12 protein-coding genes and 1 tRNA gene are annotated in these 14,927 nt (G+C 68.3%); 7 read left to right on the forward strand and 6 right to left on the reverse strand.

Annotation, left to right across the window (positions count from 1 at the left end; translation table 11 throughout):
* Positions 1 to 384: 384 nt before the first annotated feature.
* The 3 genes from MKK58_RS05005 to MKK58_RS05015 are packed head-to-tail and all read right to left on the reverse strand — an operon-like array spanning position 385 to position 4,208.
* The gene (locus MKK58_RS05005) at positions 385 to 1,443 is read right to left on the reverse strand and encodes an ABC transporter ATP-binding protein (RefSeq protein ID WP_243911058.1); all 1,059 of its coding nucleotides are present in this window, start codon (positions 1,441 to 1,443) and stop codon (positions 385 to 387) included.
* The gene (locus tag MKK58_RS05010) at positions 1,436 to 3,106 is read right to left on the reverse strand and encodes an ABC transporter permease (protein ID WP_243911059.1); all 1,671 of its coding nucleotides are present in this window, start codon (positions 3,104 to 3,106) and stop codon (positions 1,436 to 1,438) included. Before MKK58_RS05010 ends, MKK58_RS05005 begins: the two co-directional genes overlap by 8 nt.
* Before the next feature lie 4 nt (positions 3,107 to 3,110).
* Positions 3,111 to 4,208 (reverse strand): ABC transporter substrate-binding protein, encoded by a 1,098-nt coding sequence (locus MKK58_RS05015; protein ID WP_243911060.1) that lies wholly within the window; start codon positions 4,206 to 4,208, stop codon positions 3,111 to 3,113.
* Positions 4,209 to 4,359: 151 nt separating this feature from the next.
* Here MKK58_RS05015 and MKK58_RS05020 point away from each other — a divergent pair, with 151 nt between their 5' ends.
* Entirely contained in the window at positions 4,360 to 5,043 is a 684-nt protein-coding gene (locus MKK58_RS05020; protein ID WP_243911061.1) for a response regulator transcription factor, read from the forward strand.
* Positions 5,040 to 6,494 (forward strand): sensor histidine kinase, encoded by a 1,455-nt coding sequence (locus MKK58_RS05025; protein ID WP_243911062.1) that lies wholly within the window; start codon positions 5,040 to 5,042, stop codon positions 6,492 to 6,494. The genes MKK58_RS05020 and MKK58_RS05025 overlap by 4 nt, the downstream gene beginning before the upstream one ends.
* A gap of 162 nt (positions 6,495 to 6,656) precedes the next feature.
* Here MKK58_RS05025 and MKK58_RS05030 read toward each other — a convergent pair.
* Positions 6,657 to 6,731 (reverse strand) — tRNA-Gln (locus tag MKK58_RS05030).
* 97 nt (positions 6,732 to 6,828) lie between these two features.
* Between MKK58_RS05030 and MKK58_RS05035 the strand changes: the two genes are divergently transcribed.
* The 3 genes from MKK58_RS05035 (at position 6,829) to MKK58_RS05045 (ending at position 10,309) form a co-directional block, all read left to right on the forward strand.
* Entirely contained in the window at positions 6,829 to 7,581 is a 753-nt protein-coding gene (locus tag MKK58_RS05035) for an SDR family oxidoreductase (protein ID WP_243911063.1), read from the forward strand.
* Positions 7,582 to 7,693: 112 nt separating this feature from the next.
* Positions 7,694 to 9,328: a peptide chain release factor 3 gene (locus MKK58_RS05040; protein ID WP_243911064.1), complete on the forward strand. Its 1,635-nt coding sequence runs from the start codon at positions 7,694 to 7,696 to the stop codon at positions 9,326 to 9,328.
* Between the two features lie 189 nt (positions 9,329 to 9,517).
* Positions 9,518 to 10,309, forward strand: coding sequence for a DUF2189 domain-containing protein (locus MKK58_RS05045; RefSeq protein WP_243911065.1), 792 nt, complete (start codon positions 9,518 to 9,520; stop codon positions 10,307 to 10,309).
* A gap of 62 nt (positions 10,310 to 10,371) precedes the next feature.
* Here the strand turns inward: MKK58_RS05045 and MKK58_RS05050 are convergent, their stop codons facing one another.
* Together MKK58_RS05050 and MKK58_RS26960 are read right to left on the reverse strand one after the other, a co-directional pair.
* A complete protein-coding gene (locus MKK58_RS05050; protein ID WP_238279409.1) occupies positions 10,372 to 10,824 on the reverse strand; it encodes a response regulator in 453 nt (150 codons plus the stop codon).
* A 55-nt stretch (positions 10,825 to 10,879) separates the two neighbouring features.
* Positions 10,880 to 11,347 (reverse strand): BLUF domain-containing protein, encoded by a 468-nt coding sequence (locus MKK58_RS26960; protein WP_313899269.1) that lies wholly within the window; start codon positions 11,345 to 11,347, stop codon positions 10,880 to 10,882.
* Between the two features lie 256 nt (positions 11,348 to 11,603).
* On the opposite strand from MKK58_RS26960, the gene MKK58_RS05060 reads away from it, so the two are divergent.
* Entirely contained in the window at positions 11,604 to 12,995 is a 1,392-nt protein-coding gene (locus MKK58_RS05060; protein ID WP_243911067.1) for a flagellar hook protein FlgE, read from the forward strand.
* Between the two features lie 44 nt (positions 12,996 to 13,039).
* Positions 13,040 to 14,917, forward strand: coding sequence for a flagellar hook-associated protein FlgK (gene flgK / locus MKK58_RS05065; protein WP_243911068.1), 1,878 nt, complete (start codon positions 13,040 to 13,042; stop codon positions 14,915 to 14,917).
* Positions 14,918 to 14,927: the final 10 nt, after the last annotated feature.

The raw sequence follows: 14,927 nt of genomic DNA on the forward strand, positions 1-14,927 counted from the left end.
CAGATCGTGCACGCGTGCCTCCCCCGAGATCTGTCGTCGTTTCCGGCATGTATCGATCGCTTGCTCCGACCCGAAGATCGACGCATGGAGACTGCCGGGTTCATTGATTTTCGAAGCGTTAAGTTAGGGCAAGTGATCAGTCTATTTCGATCGATCACGATTTTTAATCAAAATAATCAAGCAGAGTCCATGTATTTGCGGAAAGACTCTCAGAGCAGGACAAAAATATCACATTTTGTTTTGTGCTCGTCTTGCCGAAGGCAAGGCGAGAGTCATCGCGTCCGCGCTGGCTTCGGCCGGCGGCTCGATCGTTCCCTGTCCGGCGCGCGGACGGTTCGTCCGCGCGCGCTGGCGCCGTCCGGGGCCTGCGCGGCACCCGGTCGTTCAGAACACCCAGAGTCGGTCGGGCGGGCACTCCACCCAGTGCGTTCCGGGCCCGACCCGCTGGTGCGAGAGCAGGCGCAGGCTCTGGTCGCCGCAGCGGAACAGGTGCTCGAACTGGTTGCCGAGGTAGATGGAGGTCTCGTACTCCACCGGCACCCGGTTCTCGCCCGCCCCGTCCACGAGGCGCACGGCCTCGATCCGGATCACCCCCTTGGCATCCCCCTGGGCCGCGCCGCCTTGCGCCCGGTCGGTGCCCCAGAGCGCGTGCTGGCCGAGGGTCACGCGGGCGCGTCCGCCCTGGCGCTCGGCCACGCCGACGTTCAGGGTGTTGTTGGTGCCCATGAATTCGGAGGCGAACAGGGTGGCGGGACGCTCGTAGAGCTCCTCCGGCGTGCCGGACTGGACCAGGCGGCCCCCGTCGAGGAGCACGATCTGGTCCGCGATGGCGAGCGCCTCGCTCTGGTCGTGGGTGACGAAGACGGCGGTGATGCCGAGGCGCTTGATCAGGGCCCGGATCCAGATCCGGGCCTCCTCGCGCAGCTTGGCGTCGAGGTTCGAGAGCGGCTCGTCGAGCAGAATCACCGGCGGCTCGTAGACGAGGGCGCGGGCGATGGCGACGCGCTGCTGCTGGCCCCCGGAGAGCTGGGAGGGATAGCGCTCGCCGAGCGCCCCGAGGCCGACGCCGTCGAGCGCCGCCTGCACCTTGGTGCCGATGCCGGCCTTGGACTCGCCCCGCAGGCGCAGGCCGTAGGCGACGTTCTCGGACACGGTGCGGTGGGGCCAGAGCGCGTAGGACTGGAAGACGAAGCCGAGGTCGCGCCGCTCCGGCGGCAGGTTGACCTTGGCGGCCGCGTCGAAGACCGGGCGGCCGTCGATGCGGATCGCCCCGTGAGAGGGCTCCTCCAGGCCCGCGATGGAGCGCAGGAGCGTGGTCTTGCCGCTGCCCGAGCGCCCGAGGAGGCAGACCACGGAGCCCTCCTCGAAGCGGGCGTCGATGCCCTTCAGGACCTCAACGGAGCCGTAGCGGAGATGGAGGTCTTCGATGACGAGCTTAGGCATGACGCTTGTTCCCGAGTGCGAACATCAGGCCGAGGCCGACGAGGATCAGGGCGAGATTGACGGTGGACAGGGCGGTGACGAGGTCGACGGCACCGGTGCCCCAGAGGGAGACCAGGAGCGAGCCGATCACCTCGGTCCCGGGGCTGAGGAGGTAGACGCCGGTGGAGTACTCGCGCACGAAGGTCACGAAGATGAGCACCCAGGAGCCGATCAGGCCGGCCTTGATCAGCGGCAAGGTGATGTCGCGGCTGACCTGGGCGGGGCGCGCGCCCGAGACCCGGCCCGCCTCCTCCAGTTCGGGGCCGATCTGCAGCAGGGACGCGCTGACGAGGCGCATGCCGTAGGCGAGCCAGACCAGCGTGTAGGCGAGCCACAGGCTGAACAGGGTCTGGCGGAAGGGCTGCAGGATCGGCGTGAACAGGAAGAGCCAGAACATCGCGAGGCCGGCGATCAGTCCCGGCATGGCGCGCGGCACCAGCACGAGGTAGTCGAGGACCGCCGTCCAGCGCGAGCGCCAGCGGTGCAGGGCGAGGTTGACCAGGGCGTAGAAGCTCACCGAGAGCGCGCCGCCGACGGTCGCGATGAGCAGGGTGTTGACGATGCCCCGGACGAGGTTGGGGTATTCCATCAGCTCGCGGAAATGCGCGGTCGTCAGGTTTTCCCAGATCCCGACGCCTTCGCCCCAGGAGGCGAGGAAGGAGCGCAGCACGAGGGCCGTCACGGGGATCACCACGGTGACGCCGAGCCAGGCCACGATCAGGCCGAGAGCCGGCCAGCGCCAGGCGCCGATGGCGAGCGGGCGCTGGGCGCTGGCCTTGCCCTTCACCGCCACGTAGCGGCTTGCGGCGGCGAGCAGCTTGCGCTGGGTGTAGACCAGGGGCAGCGTCACGAAGATGATCGAGACCACCACCACCGCCATCAGGTCGTAGGACGGCGTGCCGAGTTTGTTCGTCAGCTTGTAGAGGTAGGTCGCCAGCACGAGGATGCGCTCGGGGTCGCCCAGCACGAGGGGCAGGCCGAACAACTCGAAGCCGAGGAAGAACACCAGCACCGAGGCGTAGAGGATGCTCGGCATGATCATCGGCAGGCTCACCGTCAGCGCCACCCGCAAGGGGCCCGCCCCGGCGGAGCGGGCCGCCTCCTCCACGTCGGAGCCGAGCGAGCGCAGGGCCGAGGACGCGTAGAGGAACACGTGCGGCACGTGGGTGAGGCCCGCGATGAGGATCAGCGAGGTCTTCGAGTAGAGGTACCAGGGGATGCTTCCCGTGAGGCCCTTCACCCAGAGGCTGACGATCCCGACGGGGCCGAGGGCCACCACGAAGCCGAAGGCGAGCACCACGGAGGAGACGAACATCGGCACCAGCACGAGGGGCTCGATGAAGCGCTTGCCCGGTAGGTCGGTGCGCACCAGGAGGAAGGCCATCATGCAGCCGAGGGGAACCGCGATCGCGGTCATGCCGACGGCGATGATCGCCGAATTCACGAACGCCTCGCGAAAATCCTCCTCCTCGAAGAGGACGAACTCGTAGGCCTGGGTCGTCAGCGTGCTGTCGGGCTGGAAGAACGGCCCGCTGAGGAAGCTCTGGTAAATCACCAGCCCCACGGGGCCGAGGATCAGAAGCGCGGTGATCAGGACGACCGCGACGCGGAAGGCGCGGGGCATGGCTCTAGTTCGCCGCCAGGGCGCGTTGCCACTGCTTCAGGAAGCGCAGCCGGGTGATCTGGTCGAGGTAGGTCAGGAGTTCGGGTCCGACGCGAATCGGCTTGAGGGTCACTTCCGTGGCACCGGGCAAGCTCTTGATGCCATGGGTCTCCTGCAGGTCGTCGCGCACGGAAGTCATGGCGTGGCGGGCGAGCTCGACCTGGCCGGCCTTCGACAGGATGAAGTCGAGGAACAGCTTGGCGCTCGCCGGGTGCTTGGCCTTGGCCGAGACGAAGGCGATGCGCGACATCACCTGGGTGTAGTCCTTCGGCAGGACGAAGCTGAGGTTCGGGTCCTTGCGGTTGCGCTGCAGGACGTAGGAACCGATCATGTTGTAGGCCAGCGTGTGCTCGCCCGAGACCACGCGCTCGATCATGGCGCCGGTGGAGGTGTAGAACTTGGCGCCGGCCTTCCCCATCGCCTTCACGGTGTCCCAGGTCGCGGAGGGGCTGATCTGCACGTCCTGCGTCACGTAGAGGAAGCCGACGCCGGAGCGCTCCGGATCGTAGGAGGTCACCTTGCCCTTGAAAGCGTCGGGCTGGGCTGCCAGCAGCTTGGCGAAGTCCGCGTGGCTGCGGGGCACGTCGGCGTCCGGCACGAGGCGCTTGTTGTAGGCGAAGACGATGGGCTCGGCGGTGGTGCCGTAGGCCTGATCCTTCCACTTGGCCCATTCGGGCAGCGCGCCCTTCTCCGGCGAGGCGTAGGTCATCGCGTAGCCGTCGTTGACGAGCTTGATCTGCAGGTCCATCGCCGAGGACCAGATCAGGTCGGCGGTGGCGCCGGCGGCGGCCTCCGCCACGTAGCGGCTGTAGAGTTCGGTGGAATTCTGATCGGCGTACTCGACCTTCAGCTTCGGGTAGAGCGCCCGGAACTGGGTCAGCAGCTCGGAGACTTCTGCGGCGTCGGCCGTCGAGTAGATCGACAGGGCGCCTTCCTTGTTGGCGGCCTCGATCAACTCGGAATAGGCGGCCGGGTAACCGGGGGGCACCGGCGTCTGGGCGCGGGCCTCGGCGGTGAGGGCGAGGATCGACAGCGCGAGCGACAATGCGAGCCGCTTGTTCATGGTGTGCTCCCTGGCGATGGTGCGTCTCGTTGCGCACCTGTCGAGAGTTAAGGTAACCACCCGAGCTTGCATCATCCTGACACGGCAGCCCGCCACGCCAGGAAAGATAGTTCATCGCCACGCCTTCGGCCGCCGGGGAGAACGGGGCACCATGCGGATCCTCATCGTGGAGGATGACGCCGCGCTGGCCCGCGGGATCGTCTCGGCTCTGCGCCTGGGCGGCTTCGCCGTCGACCACGCCGCGCGCGGGGCCGAGGTCCTGCCCTGGCTGCGCCAGGAATCCTACGCCCTCGTCGTGCTCGACCTCGGCCTGCCCGACCGTTCCGGCTTCGACGTGCTGCGCGAAATCCGTCGGGCCGGCATGACGGTGCCGGTCATGATCCTGACGGCGCGGGCGGCGGTGGCCGACCGGGTCACCGGCCTCGACCTCGGGGCGGACGACTACCTCGCCAAGCCGTTCGACCCGGCCGAGCTCGAGGCGCGGGTGCGCGCCTTGGTCCGGCGCGGCAGCGGCCAGCCCGATCCGATCCTGACCTGTGCCGACCTCGTCTACGACCGCTCGGGACAGGTCGCGACGCTGGCCGGCCGGGTCCTGCCCTTACGCAAGCGCGAGATGGCGATCCTCGAATCCCTGATCACGCGGGCCGGCCGCGTCGTCTCGAAGGAGCGCCTGACTGCGGAGGTGTTCGGCTTCGACGAGGAGATCACCCCCAACGCCGTCGAGGTCTACGTGGCGCGCCTGCGCCGGCACCTCGGCGAGACGGGCCCGCGCATCGTCACGATGCGGGGGCTCGGCTACCTGATGGAGCCGGGGCCGCCCGGGGACGGGCGGTGAGCATCCGCTCCCTGCGCCTGCGGGTCGCCGCCTACCTGCTGATCCCCATGGCGGCCCTCGCCCTGGCGCTGGCGGCGGGGGGCACCTGGTTCGTGGACGCCTTCGTTACCCGGGCCTACGACCGGGTGCTGGCCGGCTCGATCTTGTCGATCGCCGAGCGGCTCTCCGTCCAGGACGGGCACGTCACCGTCGACATGCCGGCGGCGGCCTTCGGCATGCTCTCGAACTCCGAGCGCGACAGCATCTTCTACAGCGTCTCGGCCGACGGGGAGTTCGTGACGGGCTACAAGGATCTTGGCCTGCCCGCGACGTTGCCGCCCCTCGAGACCCTGGCCTATCGCGACGGCGTCTTCCTCGGCCAGCGTGTGCGCATCGGCGCGATGCTGAAACCCATCTACGTCACGAATCACACCGCCCTGGTCCAGGTGGCCGAGACCACGCATGGCCGCGACCTGCTGGTGCGGCGGATGCTCACCGCCCTGACGATCCTGGGCTCGACCCTCGCCGCCATCGGCGTCCTGCTGGTCTGGTTCGCGGTCCAGATGGGGCTGACGCCCCTCGACCGTCTGCGCCGCGAGGTGGAGCAGCGTCGCTTCGACGGCCGCGGGGCGGTACCGCCCTTCACCGTCGCGGGCGTGCCGGGGGAAGCGCTGCCCCTGGTGGGCGCCCTCAACGAACTCCTGCGCCAGCTCAATCATGCCCTGGCGGTCATGCGCGAGTTCACGGCCGACGCCTCGCACCAGCTGCGCACGCCCGTGGCAATCCTGAAGACACACCTCAGCCTCCTAGACCGCCAGCCCCCCGGGAGCGCGGCCTGGAACACCTCACGGGCCGACATCGCGGCGGCCGTCGACCGCCTCGATCACCTCATCGCGCAGCTCCTCACCCTCGCGGCGGTGGAGGAAGGCGCGGCCCGGCGCCCGGAACCGGTGACGATCGACCTCGCGCGGCTCGCCCGCGACGCCACGGCCGACTTCGCCGGGCTGGCGCTCCGCCGGGACATCGACCTGTCCTTCGAGGCCCTGAACCACCCGTCCATTCGGCTGGAACCGCTGCTCCTGGAGGAAATCCTGCGCAACCTCATCGACAACGCCGTGCGCTACACCGGGCCCGGCGGACAGGTCGCCGTCAGCGTCGCGTCGGCGGAGGCGGGGGGCGCGGTCCGGATCGCCGTCGAGGACAACGGCCCCGGCATTCCGGAGGCGGAGCGCGAGCGGGTCTTCGAACGCTTCCACCGCCTCGACGCGAACCGCGACAGGGAGGGCAGCGGCCTCGGCCTCGCCATCGTCCGCGCCTTCGCCGAACAGCTTCGTGCGACGGTGACGCTCTCCACCGGACCGGGCGGACGTGGCCTGCGCGCCGAGATCGACCTGCTGCCGGAACCTGAGCCAGGCGGCGGTCCGCCGATGCGGGAGGGCGGGACGCGCAACGCGGACGAGGCCTATGCCTGATCGTGTCCGCGCGGACGGCGCGGGCTCCGCCGGAGGCGCCGAGTGCGGGCGGAGATTTCGCATCGATGCGGGTTCAGCGCGTCTTCCGGACCCCGAGCGCGTCACGGAAGGGCTTGGGCGATCCGCCGAAGATCCCTGAGCGGGGGTGATGTATCGGTGCGATGGCTGGGGCGCCAGGATTCGAACCTGGGAATGGCGGTACCAAAAACCGCTGCCTTACCACTTGGCGACGCCCCAAAGCGCTGGCGTGGCGTTGTCTAGACGCACTCTTCGGCCCTGGCAACGGGGGAGGCGCGGGCTTTATGATCGGGGGCGTGGAACGAAGGGAATCGGAATGGTCGGGCGGATCGCGGTCGTGACCGGGGCGAGTTCGGGGATCGGGCGGGTCGTGGCGATCGGGCTGGCCCGGGCCGGCTACGACCTCGTGCTGGCAGCGCGCCGCGCCGAGCCTCTTGAACTTGTGGCGATCCTGGCGCGGGATGTGGGGGTGGCGGCCGAGGCGGTGGTCACCGACGTGGCGGACGCCGAATCGGTCACGCGCCTGTTCGCCCATGTGGCGAAGCGCTTCGGGCGCCTCGACCTCCTGTTCAACAATGCGGGCGTCTTCACCCCCGGCGCGGCGATCGACGCGGTCAGCCTCGCGGATTGGCGCCGCTCGGTGGACGTGAACCTGACGGGCGCGTTCCTGTGCACCCAGGCGGCGTTCCGGATGATGAAGGACCAGGACCCGCGCGGCGGCCGCATCATCAACAACGGCTCCATCGCGGCGCAGTCGCCGCGCCCGCACTCGGCGCCCTACGCGGCCACCAAGCACGCCATCACGGGCCTGACCAAGGCGACCTCCCTGGACGGGCGCCCCTACGACATTGCCTGCGGGCAGATCGACATCGGCAACGCCGAGACGGAGATGACGGCCGGCATCGCCACCGGCGCGCGCCAGGCGGACGGCAGCATCCGGGCCGAGCCCGTGATGGATGCGCGGCACGTGGCGGACGCGGTGGTCTACATGGCGGGGCTGCCACTGTCGGCCAACGTGCAGTTCATGACCGTGGTCGCCACCAACATGCCCTATCTCGGGCGCGGCTGAGTTTTGCGCATCGCGCCCGAAGCGCCTACAGAACGGCACTTCGCCGTACCTTCGCGGCCGCCCCTTCGCGAACGCCGTCCGCCGCGCGCGGACATGGAACGCCTTGCCCGCCATGCTGATGCAGACTGACTCGAAGCCCGCCGACGCCAAGCCCAGCGACGCGAAGGCCGACCCCGTCGCCCGCCGCCGCACCTTCGCGATCATCTCGCACCCGGATGCCGGTAAGACCACGCTCACCGAGAAGCTGCTGCTGTTCGGGGGCGCGATCCAGCTTGCCGGCGAGGTCAAGGCCAAGCGCAACCGCGTCTCGACCCGCTCGGACTGGATGGGCATCGAGAAGGAGCGCGGCATCTCGGTCGTCACCTCGGTGATGACCTTCGAGTACGGCGACTGCGTCTTCAACCTCCTCGACACGCCGGGCCACGAGGACTTCTCCGAGGACACCTACCGCACCCTGACGGCGGTCGATTCGGCCGTGATGGTGATCGACGCGGCCAAGGGCATCGAGGCGCGCACCCGCAAGCTGTTCGAGGTCTGCCGCCTGCGCGACATCCCGATCGTCACCTTCATCAACAAGCTCGACCGCGAGGCGCGCGATCCCTTCGAGCTCCTCGACGAGATCGAGAAGGTGCTGGCCCTCGACGTGGCGCCGGTGACTTGGCCGATCGGGCGCGGCCGCAGCTTCGCCGGCACCTACGACCTCGGCAACGGCCGGGTGCGCCGCCTCGACGCTGCGGACGATGCCGGCACCGTGCCGGTCACCGGCGTGGACGACCCGCTCTTCGACACCCTCCTCACCGAGGACGGCGAGGCCGCGACCTGGCGCGAGGAGGCGGAACTCGCCGAGACCGGCCTGAAGCGCTTCGATCTCGAAGCGTTCCGGGAGGGCCACCTCACGCCGGTGTTCTTCGGCTCGGCCCTGCGCAATTTCGGCGTGCGCGACCTCATCGACGGCCTGGCCCGTTTCGCGCCGCCGCCGCGCGGCCAGGACGCGGACAAGCGCCTGGTGGAGCCGACCGAGGCGAAGATGACGGGCTTTGTGTTCAAGATTCAGGCGAACATGGACCCGAACCACCGGGACCGCATCGCCTTCATGCGGGTCTGCTCGGGGCGCCTGAACCGGGGCATGAAGGCGAAGCTCGTGCGTACCGGCAAGCCGATGTCGCTCTCGGCGCCCCAGTTCTTCTTCGCCCAGGACCGCGCCATCGCCGACGAAGCCTTCGCGGGCGACGTGGTGGGCATCCCCAACCACGGCACGCTTCGCATCGGCGACACCCTGACGGAGGGCGAGGAGATCGTGTTTCGCGGCGTGCCGAGCTTCGCGCCCGAGATCCTGCGCCGGATCAAGCTCACCGACGCGATGAAGGCCAAGAAGCTGAAGGAGGCCCTGCAACAGATGGGCGAGGAGGGCGTCGTGCAGGTCTTCCGCCCCCATGACGGCTCCCAGGCCATCGTCGGCGTCGTCGGCGCCCTCCAGCTCGACGTGCTCAAGGAGCGCCTCCAGGCGGAGTACGGCCTGCCGATCGACTACGAGCCGACCCGGTTCTCGATCTGCCGCTGGATCACCTCCGAGAAGGAGCCCGAACTCGACAAGTTCATCGGCAGCCACGGCTCGGCCATGGCGAGCGACCTCGACGGCGCTCCGGTCTTCATGGCCACCACGGCCTTCTCGCTCCGCTACGAAGAGGAGCGCGCGCCGGAGGTCCGCTTCAGCGACATCAAGGATTACCAGAAGCGCGCCGCCTAGCGTCAAGCTTTCAAGGGCCTGTGCTCAAGGCTCGGGAAATCATCGCGGCTCGGCGTGAAAGCCGAAGACAGACGCCGAGAATGGGTTTAGCCTCGGGCGCATCCGCTCTCGGCGCCTTCACGCACGGGCACGCGTACAAGGCTTGGGCGTCGACGTCGTGAGCTTTCTCCCTGCGTGAGGGCTTGAGCAATGACGACCCTTCCCGTCCACGATTTCGGCCACAGCATGGCCCGCCCGGTGGTGAACGCCATCGACGGCCGCGATCTCTCGGAGGCGCTCCGGCAGGGCGTCGACGACTTCCTGGCGATGCCGACCCACGCGCTCTTCGTCGGCCTGATCTACCCCATCGTGGGCGTCGTGCTGGCGACCTTCGCGTTCGGGACCGAGGTGCTGCCGCTGGTGTTCCCCCTCGCGGCGGGCTTCGCCCTGATCGGACCCTTCGCGGCGATCGGCCTGTACGAGTTGAGCCGGCGGCGGGAGCAGGGTCTGTCGACCGATTGGGCCCATGCCTTCGCGAGCCTCCGACGGCCGGCGGCGGGCGCCCTCGCGGGCTTCGGGCTGCTGCTGGCGGTGATCCTGGCGTCCTGGCTCCTCGCGGCCCAGGGCATCTTCTGGGCGCTCTACGGCGACGCCGCTCCGGTCTCCACCCTCGATTTCGTCCGCGACGTGCTCACGACGCCGCGCGGCTGGGCCCTCATCGCCATCGGCAACCTCGTGGGATTCGCCTTCTCGCTCGTGGTGCTCGCCAGCAGCGTGGTCTCGGTGCCGATGCTCGTCGACCGCGAGGTCGACATGCTCACCGCCATCGAGACCTCGCTCGCCGCCTTCCGGCGCAACCCGCGCACCCTCACGGCCTGGGGCTTCGTGGTGGCCGGCTTGCTGATCCTCGGCTCGGCTCCGCTCTTCGTCGGGCTCGCCGTGGTGATGCCGATCCTCGGCCACGCGACCTGGCACCTCTACAGGCGGATCATCCCCGCCTGATCATGGACCCGGCGGACGAACCCGCATCGGTGCACGGAAGCGCGGAGCGGTGACGCCGGACGTCAGAATTTTCCCAGCATCGGGAAATCGATGGAGAGGGCCGACTCGGCGGCCAGCGGTGCCTCCCGGCGGCGCGGCTTGCGGTTGATCACCTGCTTGAGCTTCGCCTTCAGCACGGACATGTCGAACGGCTTGAGGATGAAGGCGTCGGCGCCGGCCTGATGCGCGAGGTTGATGTCCTCGAAGTCGAAGGACGCTTCGGTGAGCAGGAACGGCGTGTTCATCAGGGCGTCGTCGGCCCGGATCTCGCGCAGGAAGGCGAGCCCGTCCATCGGCTCCATGTCGAGGTCCGAGATCACCAGCGCGTAGCGGCGCTCGCGCATGCGCTCGAGGGCGGTGACGGCGTCGGTCACCCCCTCCACATCCGGGAAGCCGAGCCGATTCATCAGCAGGATGACCAGCTTCAGGAGCTTTTCCTGGTCATCGACGATGAGGATCGCGGGCGTATCGCTCATGAGCTTTCATGGATCCGGGTGCGGGGCGACGGGATCGCGCCGGTCTGCCTCTGTATCAGACGAACAGGTGGTCGATGCCCTGCTTCGTCATCGACTCGGCCTGGAGATTGACGGCGAGCGCATGGATGGACGCCCCCTTGGGGGTTCCACGCTGAAACATCGGAAGCAGGTTGGCCTTCTGGAAGAGGACGTCGTTCGTCGGGGTGCGGATGCTGGTGGTGAAGGAATTCACGAATTCGCGCTTCACGATCTCGCGCCACTCGACGATCTGCACGTCGCGATGGCGCGGATCGTTGCTGATCCGCGCAAAGGTGTCGCTCACCGAGGCGCGCTCGCCCTCGATGATCTGCGCGGCGAAGTTCTGCTCGATGATCAGGAAGCTGGTGATCACCGCGAACTCGTTCTTCTTCTGCGCCTGACGCGTGATCTCGCCGATCTGCTGGGTACGCGAGGTTGCGTCGGCCGAGAGGTTCAGGCGCGAGAAGTAGATCAGATGGACGAGGGTCGTCCGTTTGGCTCTCATGGTCGCGATCCACACCTGCGTTTCCGCGACGATAGGCAGATCGACGATAACGCGGCGTAAACATCCGCCTCGGCATCGGATGGGCCCGGCAAAAGCTGCCGCATCGGCGCGATCCATGCGTTTCTTGCCGAGCGAAGACCTGCGTATCTCTATAATTTTCAATACCTTAGCCTTGGCATGACGATTGCGGAACCCGCTCTCGAAACCGGTGCGCGCTGCGTATCGGGCGTCGTCTCGTCTCAGAAGGGCCTCGGCCATGGATGTCTTCACCGCGCTGCAGACGGCCGTTTCCGGCCTCAAGGCCCAGTCGTTCTCGCTGGAGAACATCTCGGGCAACATCGCCAACTCGCAGACCGTCGGCTTCAAGCGGGTGGATACGAACTTCGTCGATCTCGTTGCCGAGCAGCAGACACCCACGCGGCAGGTCGCCGGCTCGGTGGCCGCCAACTCGCGGCAGACGACCACGGTGCAGGGCGGCCTGAACGCCACCGAGATCGGCACCAACATGGCGCTCAACGGCGAGGGCTTCTTCGTGGTCCAGACCAAGTCCGGCGACGCGAACGGCCAGTCCACCTTCTCGACGAGCGACTACTACACCCGACGCGGCGACTTCGCCCTGGACAAGGACGGCTACTTGGTCAACGGCGCCGGGTCCTACCTCAAGGGCAACAGCCTCGACCCCGTCACGGGGCAGGCCACCGGCGAGGGGCCCGTCAAGGTGACGAACTCCATCCTGCCGGCGCATTCCACCAGCACCATCACGTATTCCGCAAACCTGCCCAAGACGCCCGCCACCAAGAACGCGAATGCCAGTATCCCGGGCTCCGAACTCCTCGGCACCCTGGCCTCGGGCGCGAACCCGGCCATCCTGTCCGGAACCGGGACCTCCACGGTCTCGGCGGCGGATGCGGCGAGCTTCATCAACGGCAGCGTCGATGGCCCCTCACTGACCGCCTATACCGCGAGCGGTGGCCCCGTGGCGATCCAGACCCGCTGGGCCAAGGTCCAGAACGCGGATGCGACGGCCGGGACCAGCGATGTCTGGAACCTGTTCTACGCCAATCAGAGCACGGTCACGAGCACCGCGACCGCCTGGACGAATGCCGGGACGGCGTTCCAGTTCAACAGCAGCGGCCAGCTCACCGCGCCCGCCACCTCGGCCGTGTCCATCCCGGCCCTGACGGTCGACGGGGTCAATCTGGGCAACATCCAGCTGAACTACGGCAGCGGTGGACTGACGGGCTACACCTCGTCGGGCGGTACGGTCACCACGAACACCCTGACGCAGGACGGTTATACCTCGGGAACCCTCAACAACCTCAGCGTCACCGCCGATGGCAAGGTGATGGGCAAGTACAGCAACGGAAACACGATCGCGCTAGCCAACATCAAGGTGGTCCAGTTCAAAAATTCGGACGGACTCAAGGCCAACTCGAACGGCACCTACGAGCAGACGCTCGGTTCGGGAACGCCCCTCGTCGGTCTGAACGGCACGACGATCATCGGCAGCAATGTCGAGCAGTCGAACACCGACATCGCCAACGAATTTTCCAAGATGATCGTCACCCAGCAGGCCTACTCGGCCAACACGAAGGTCATCTCGACCTCGCAGGACATGATGTCCGCCCTGATCAACATCATCCGCTGAGGTCGAGAGATCCGATCGGGACGTAGATTCGGGGGGAGGGGTTCGTGAGCTTCAACGCCGTCAATACCGCCTCCGCCGGGCTGAAGGTCACCCAGGCCGCGATCGGCGTCGTCTCGCAGAACATCGCGAATGTCGGCACGGCCGGCTACGCCAAGCGCACCGTCACGTCGGTGGCGCAGGGCGTCGGCAATTCCAGCGTCTCGCTCGGCACGATCGGACGCGCCCTCGATGCGGCCTCCCTGAAGCAGCTGCGCATGGAGACCTCGGGAGCGGCCTATACCGGCTCGCTCTCGGCGGTGCGGACGCAGCTCGATCAGCTCTACGGCACGCCGGGCACGGCCACCGCTCTCGACGGGGTGATGAACGATTTCGCGCTCTCGCTGCAGACGCTCGCGAGCGACCCGACCTCGGTCCCCGCGCGCTCGGCCGTGCTCACCAAGGCCGCCAATCTCGCCGACAGCATCGGCGGCATCGCGGACGGCGTCCAGAACCTGCGGACCGCCACGGAGAGTCAGCTCGGCAGTGACACCGCCAAGGCCAGCGAATACCTGAAGTCGATCGCCACCCTGAACACGCAGATCGCCGCCACCTCGGAGGACGGCGCACGCAATGCCCTCCTCGACCAGCGCGACGGGGCCATCACGGGCCTGTCGGCCTATCTCGACGTACAGACCGTCGACCAGCATGACGGGACCGTCTCGGTCATCACCAATTCGGGGATGACGCTGGTCGATCGCGGCGCGGCCGCGACCCTGAGCTTCGATGGGCGCGGCACCCTTTCGCCCGATGCGGCCTACGCCCAGGACCCGGCGGCGCGCGGCGTCGGCACCATCACGGCGACCACCCCCGGGGGGGCACGCATCGACCTCGTCGCCGCCAAGGCGATCCGGTCCGGCTCCCTCGCGGCGGGAATCGAACTGCGCGACACGGTCCTGCCGCAGGCACAGCGCCAGCTCGACGAGTTGGCGGCCGGTCTCGCGCGCTCCATGTCCGACCGGCAGGCGACGGGAACCGCCGTCACCGCCGGCACCAGCACCGGGTTCGACATCGACCTCGACGGCCTGAAGGCCGGCAACGCCATCACGGTGAGCCTGCGCGATGCCGCGGGCGTCCAGCGCAACCTCGTGCTGATGCCCTATGGCGGCAGCACGGCGCCGACCGTCAACGCCGCCGATCTCAACGACCCGACCGCGATGGTCGTCCCCTTCAAGGTCTCGGGCACGGCGACGGGCCTGCGCGACGCGATCCAGGCCGCCCTCGGGACCACCTTCAGCGTCACCACGCAGGCCGGCGCCGGTGCCGGCGGTCTGCGCATCACCACCGATCCCACCACCGGGGCGCCGACCCTGCTCGGCGTCGGCGCGAGCGTGACCCAGCCGCTGAGCACGACGGACTTCCAGAGCGGGCAGGGACAGCTGCCGCTCTTCGTCGACAGCACGGCCAAGGGAACGCTCTACACCGGATCGTTCGACACCGGCTCGCAGCTCACGGGCTTTGCCCAGCGCATCGGGCTGAACCAGGCGCTGGTCGGAAACACCGCCAACCTCGTCAACACCTCGGGGAAGACGCTCGCCTCCGACCCGACCCGGCCGCAATTCCTCTACACGGCACTGACCGGGGCCAGCCGGACCTTCGCGGCGGCGAGCGGGATCGGGGGCGTGAACGCGCCCTACAGTTCCAGCGTGCAGAGCTTCGCCCAGCGCATCATCGACGCGCAGGGTGCCGGTGCCGCCACCGCCCGGAGCCTCGACGAGGGCCAGGGCATCGCCCTGGCGACGGCCCAGTCGCGCGTCGCCTCCACCTCCGGCGTGAGCATCGACGAGGAGATGTCGAAGCTCGTGCAGCTCCAGACCGCCTACAGCGCCAACGCGCGGGTGCTCACCGCCGCCCGCGACCTCCTCGACACCCTGCTGCGGATCTAGGTGCCGCCCG

The organism is Methylobacterium sp. J-078 (genome assembly GCF_022829285.1).
Lineage (GTDB): Bacteria > Pseudomonadota > Alphaproteobacteria > Rhizobiales > Beijerinckiaceae > Methylobacterium.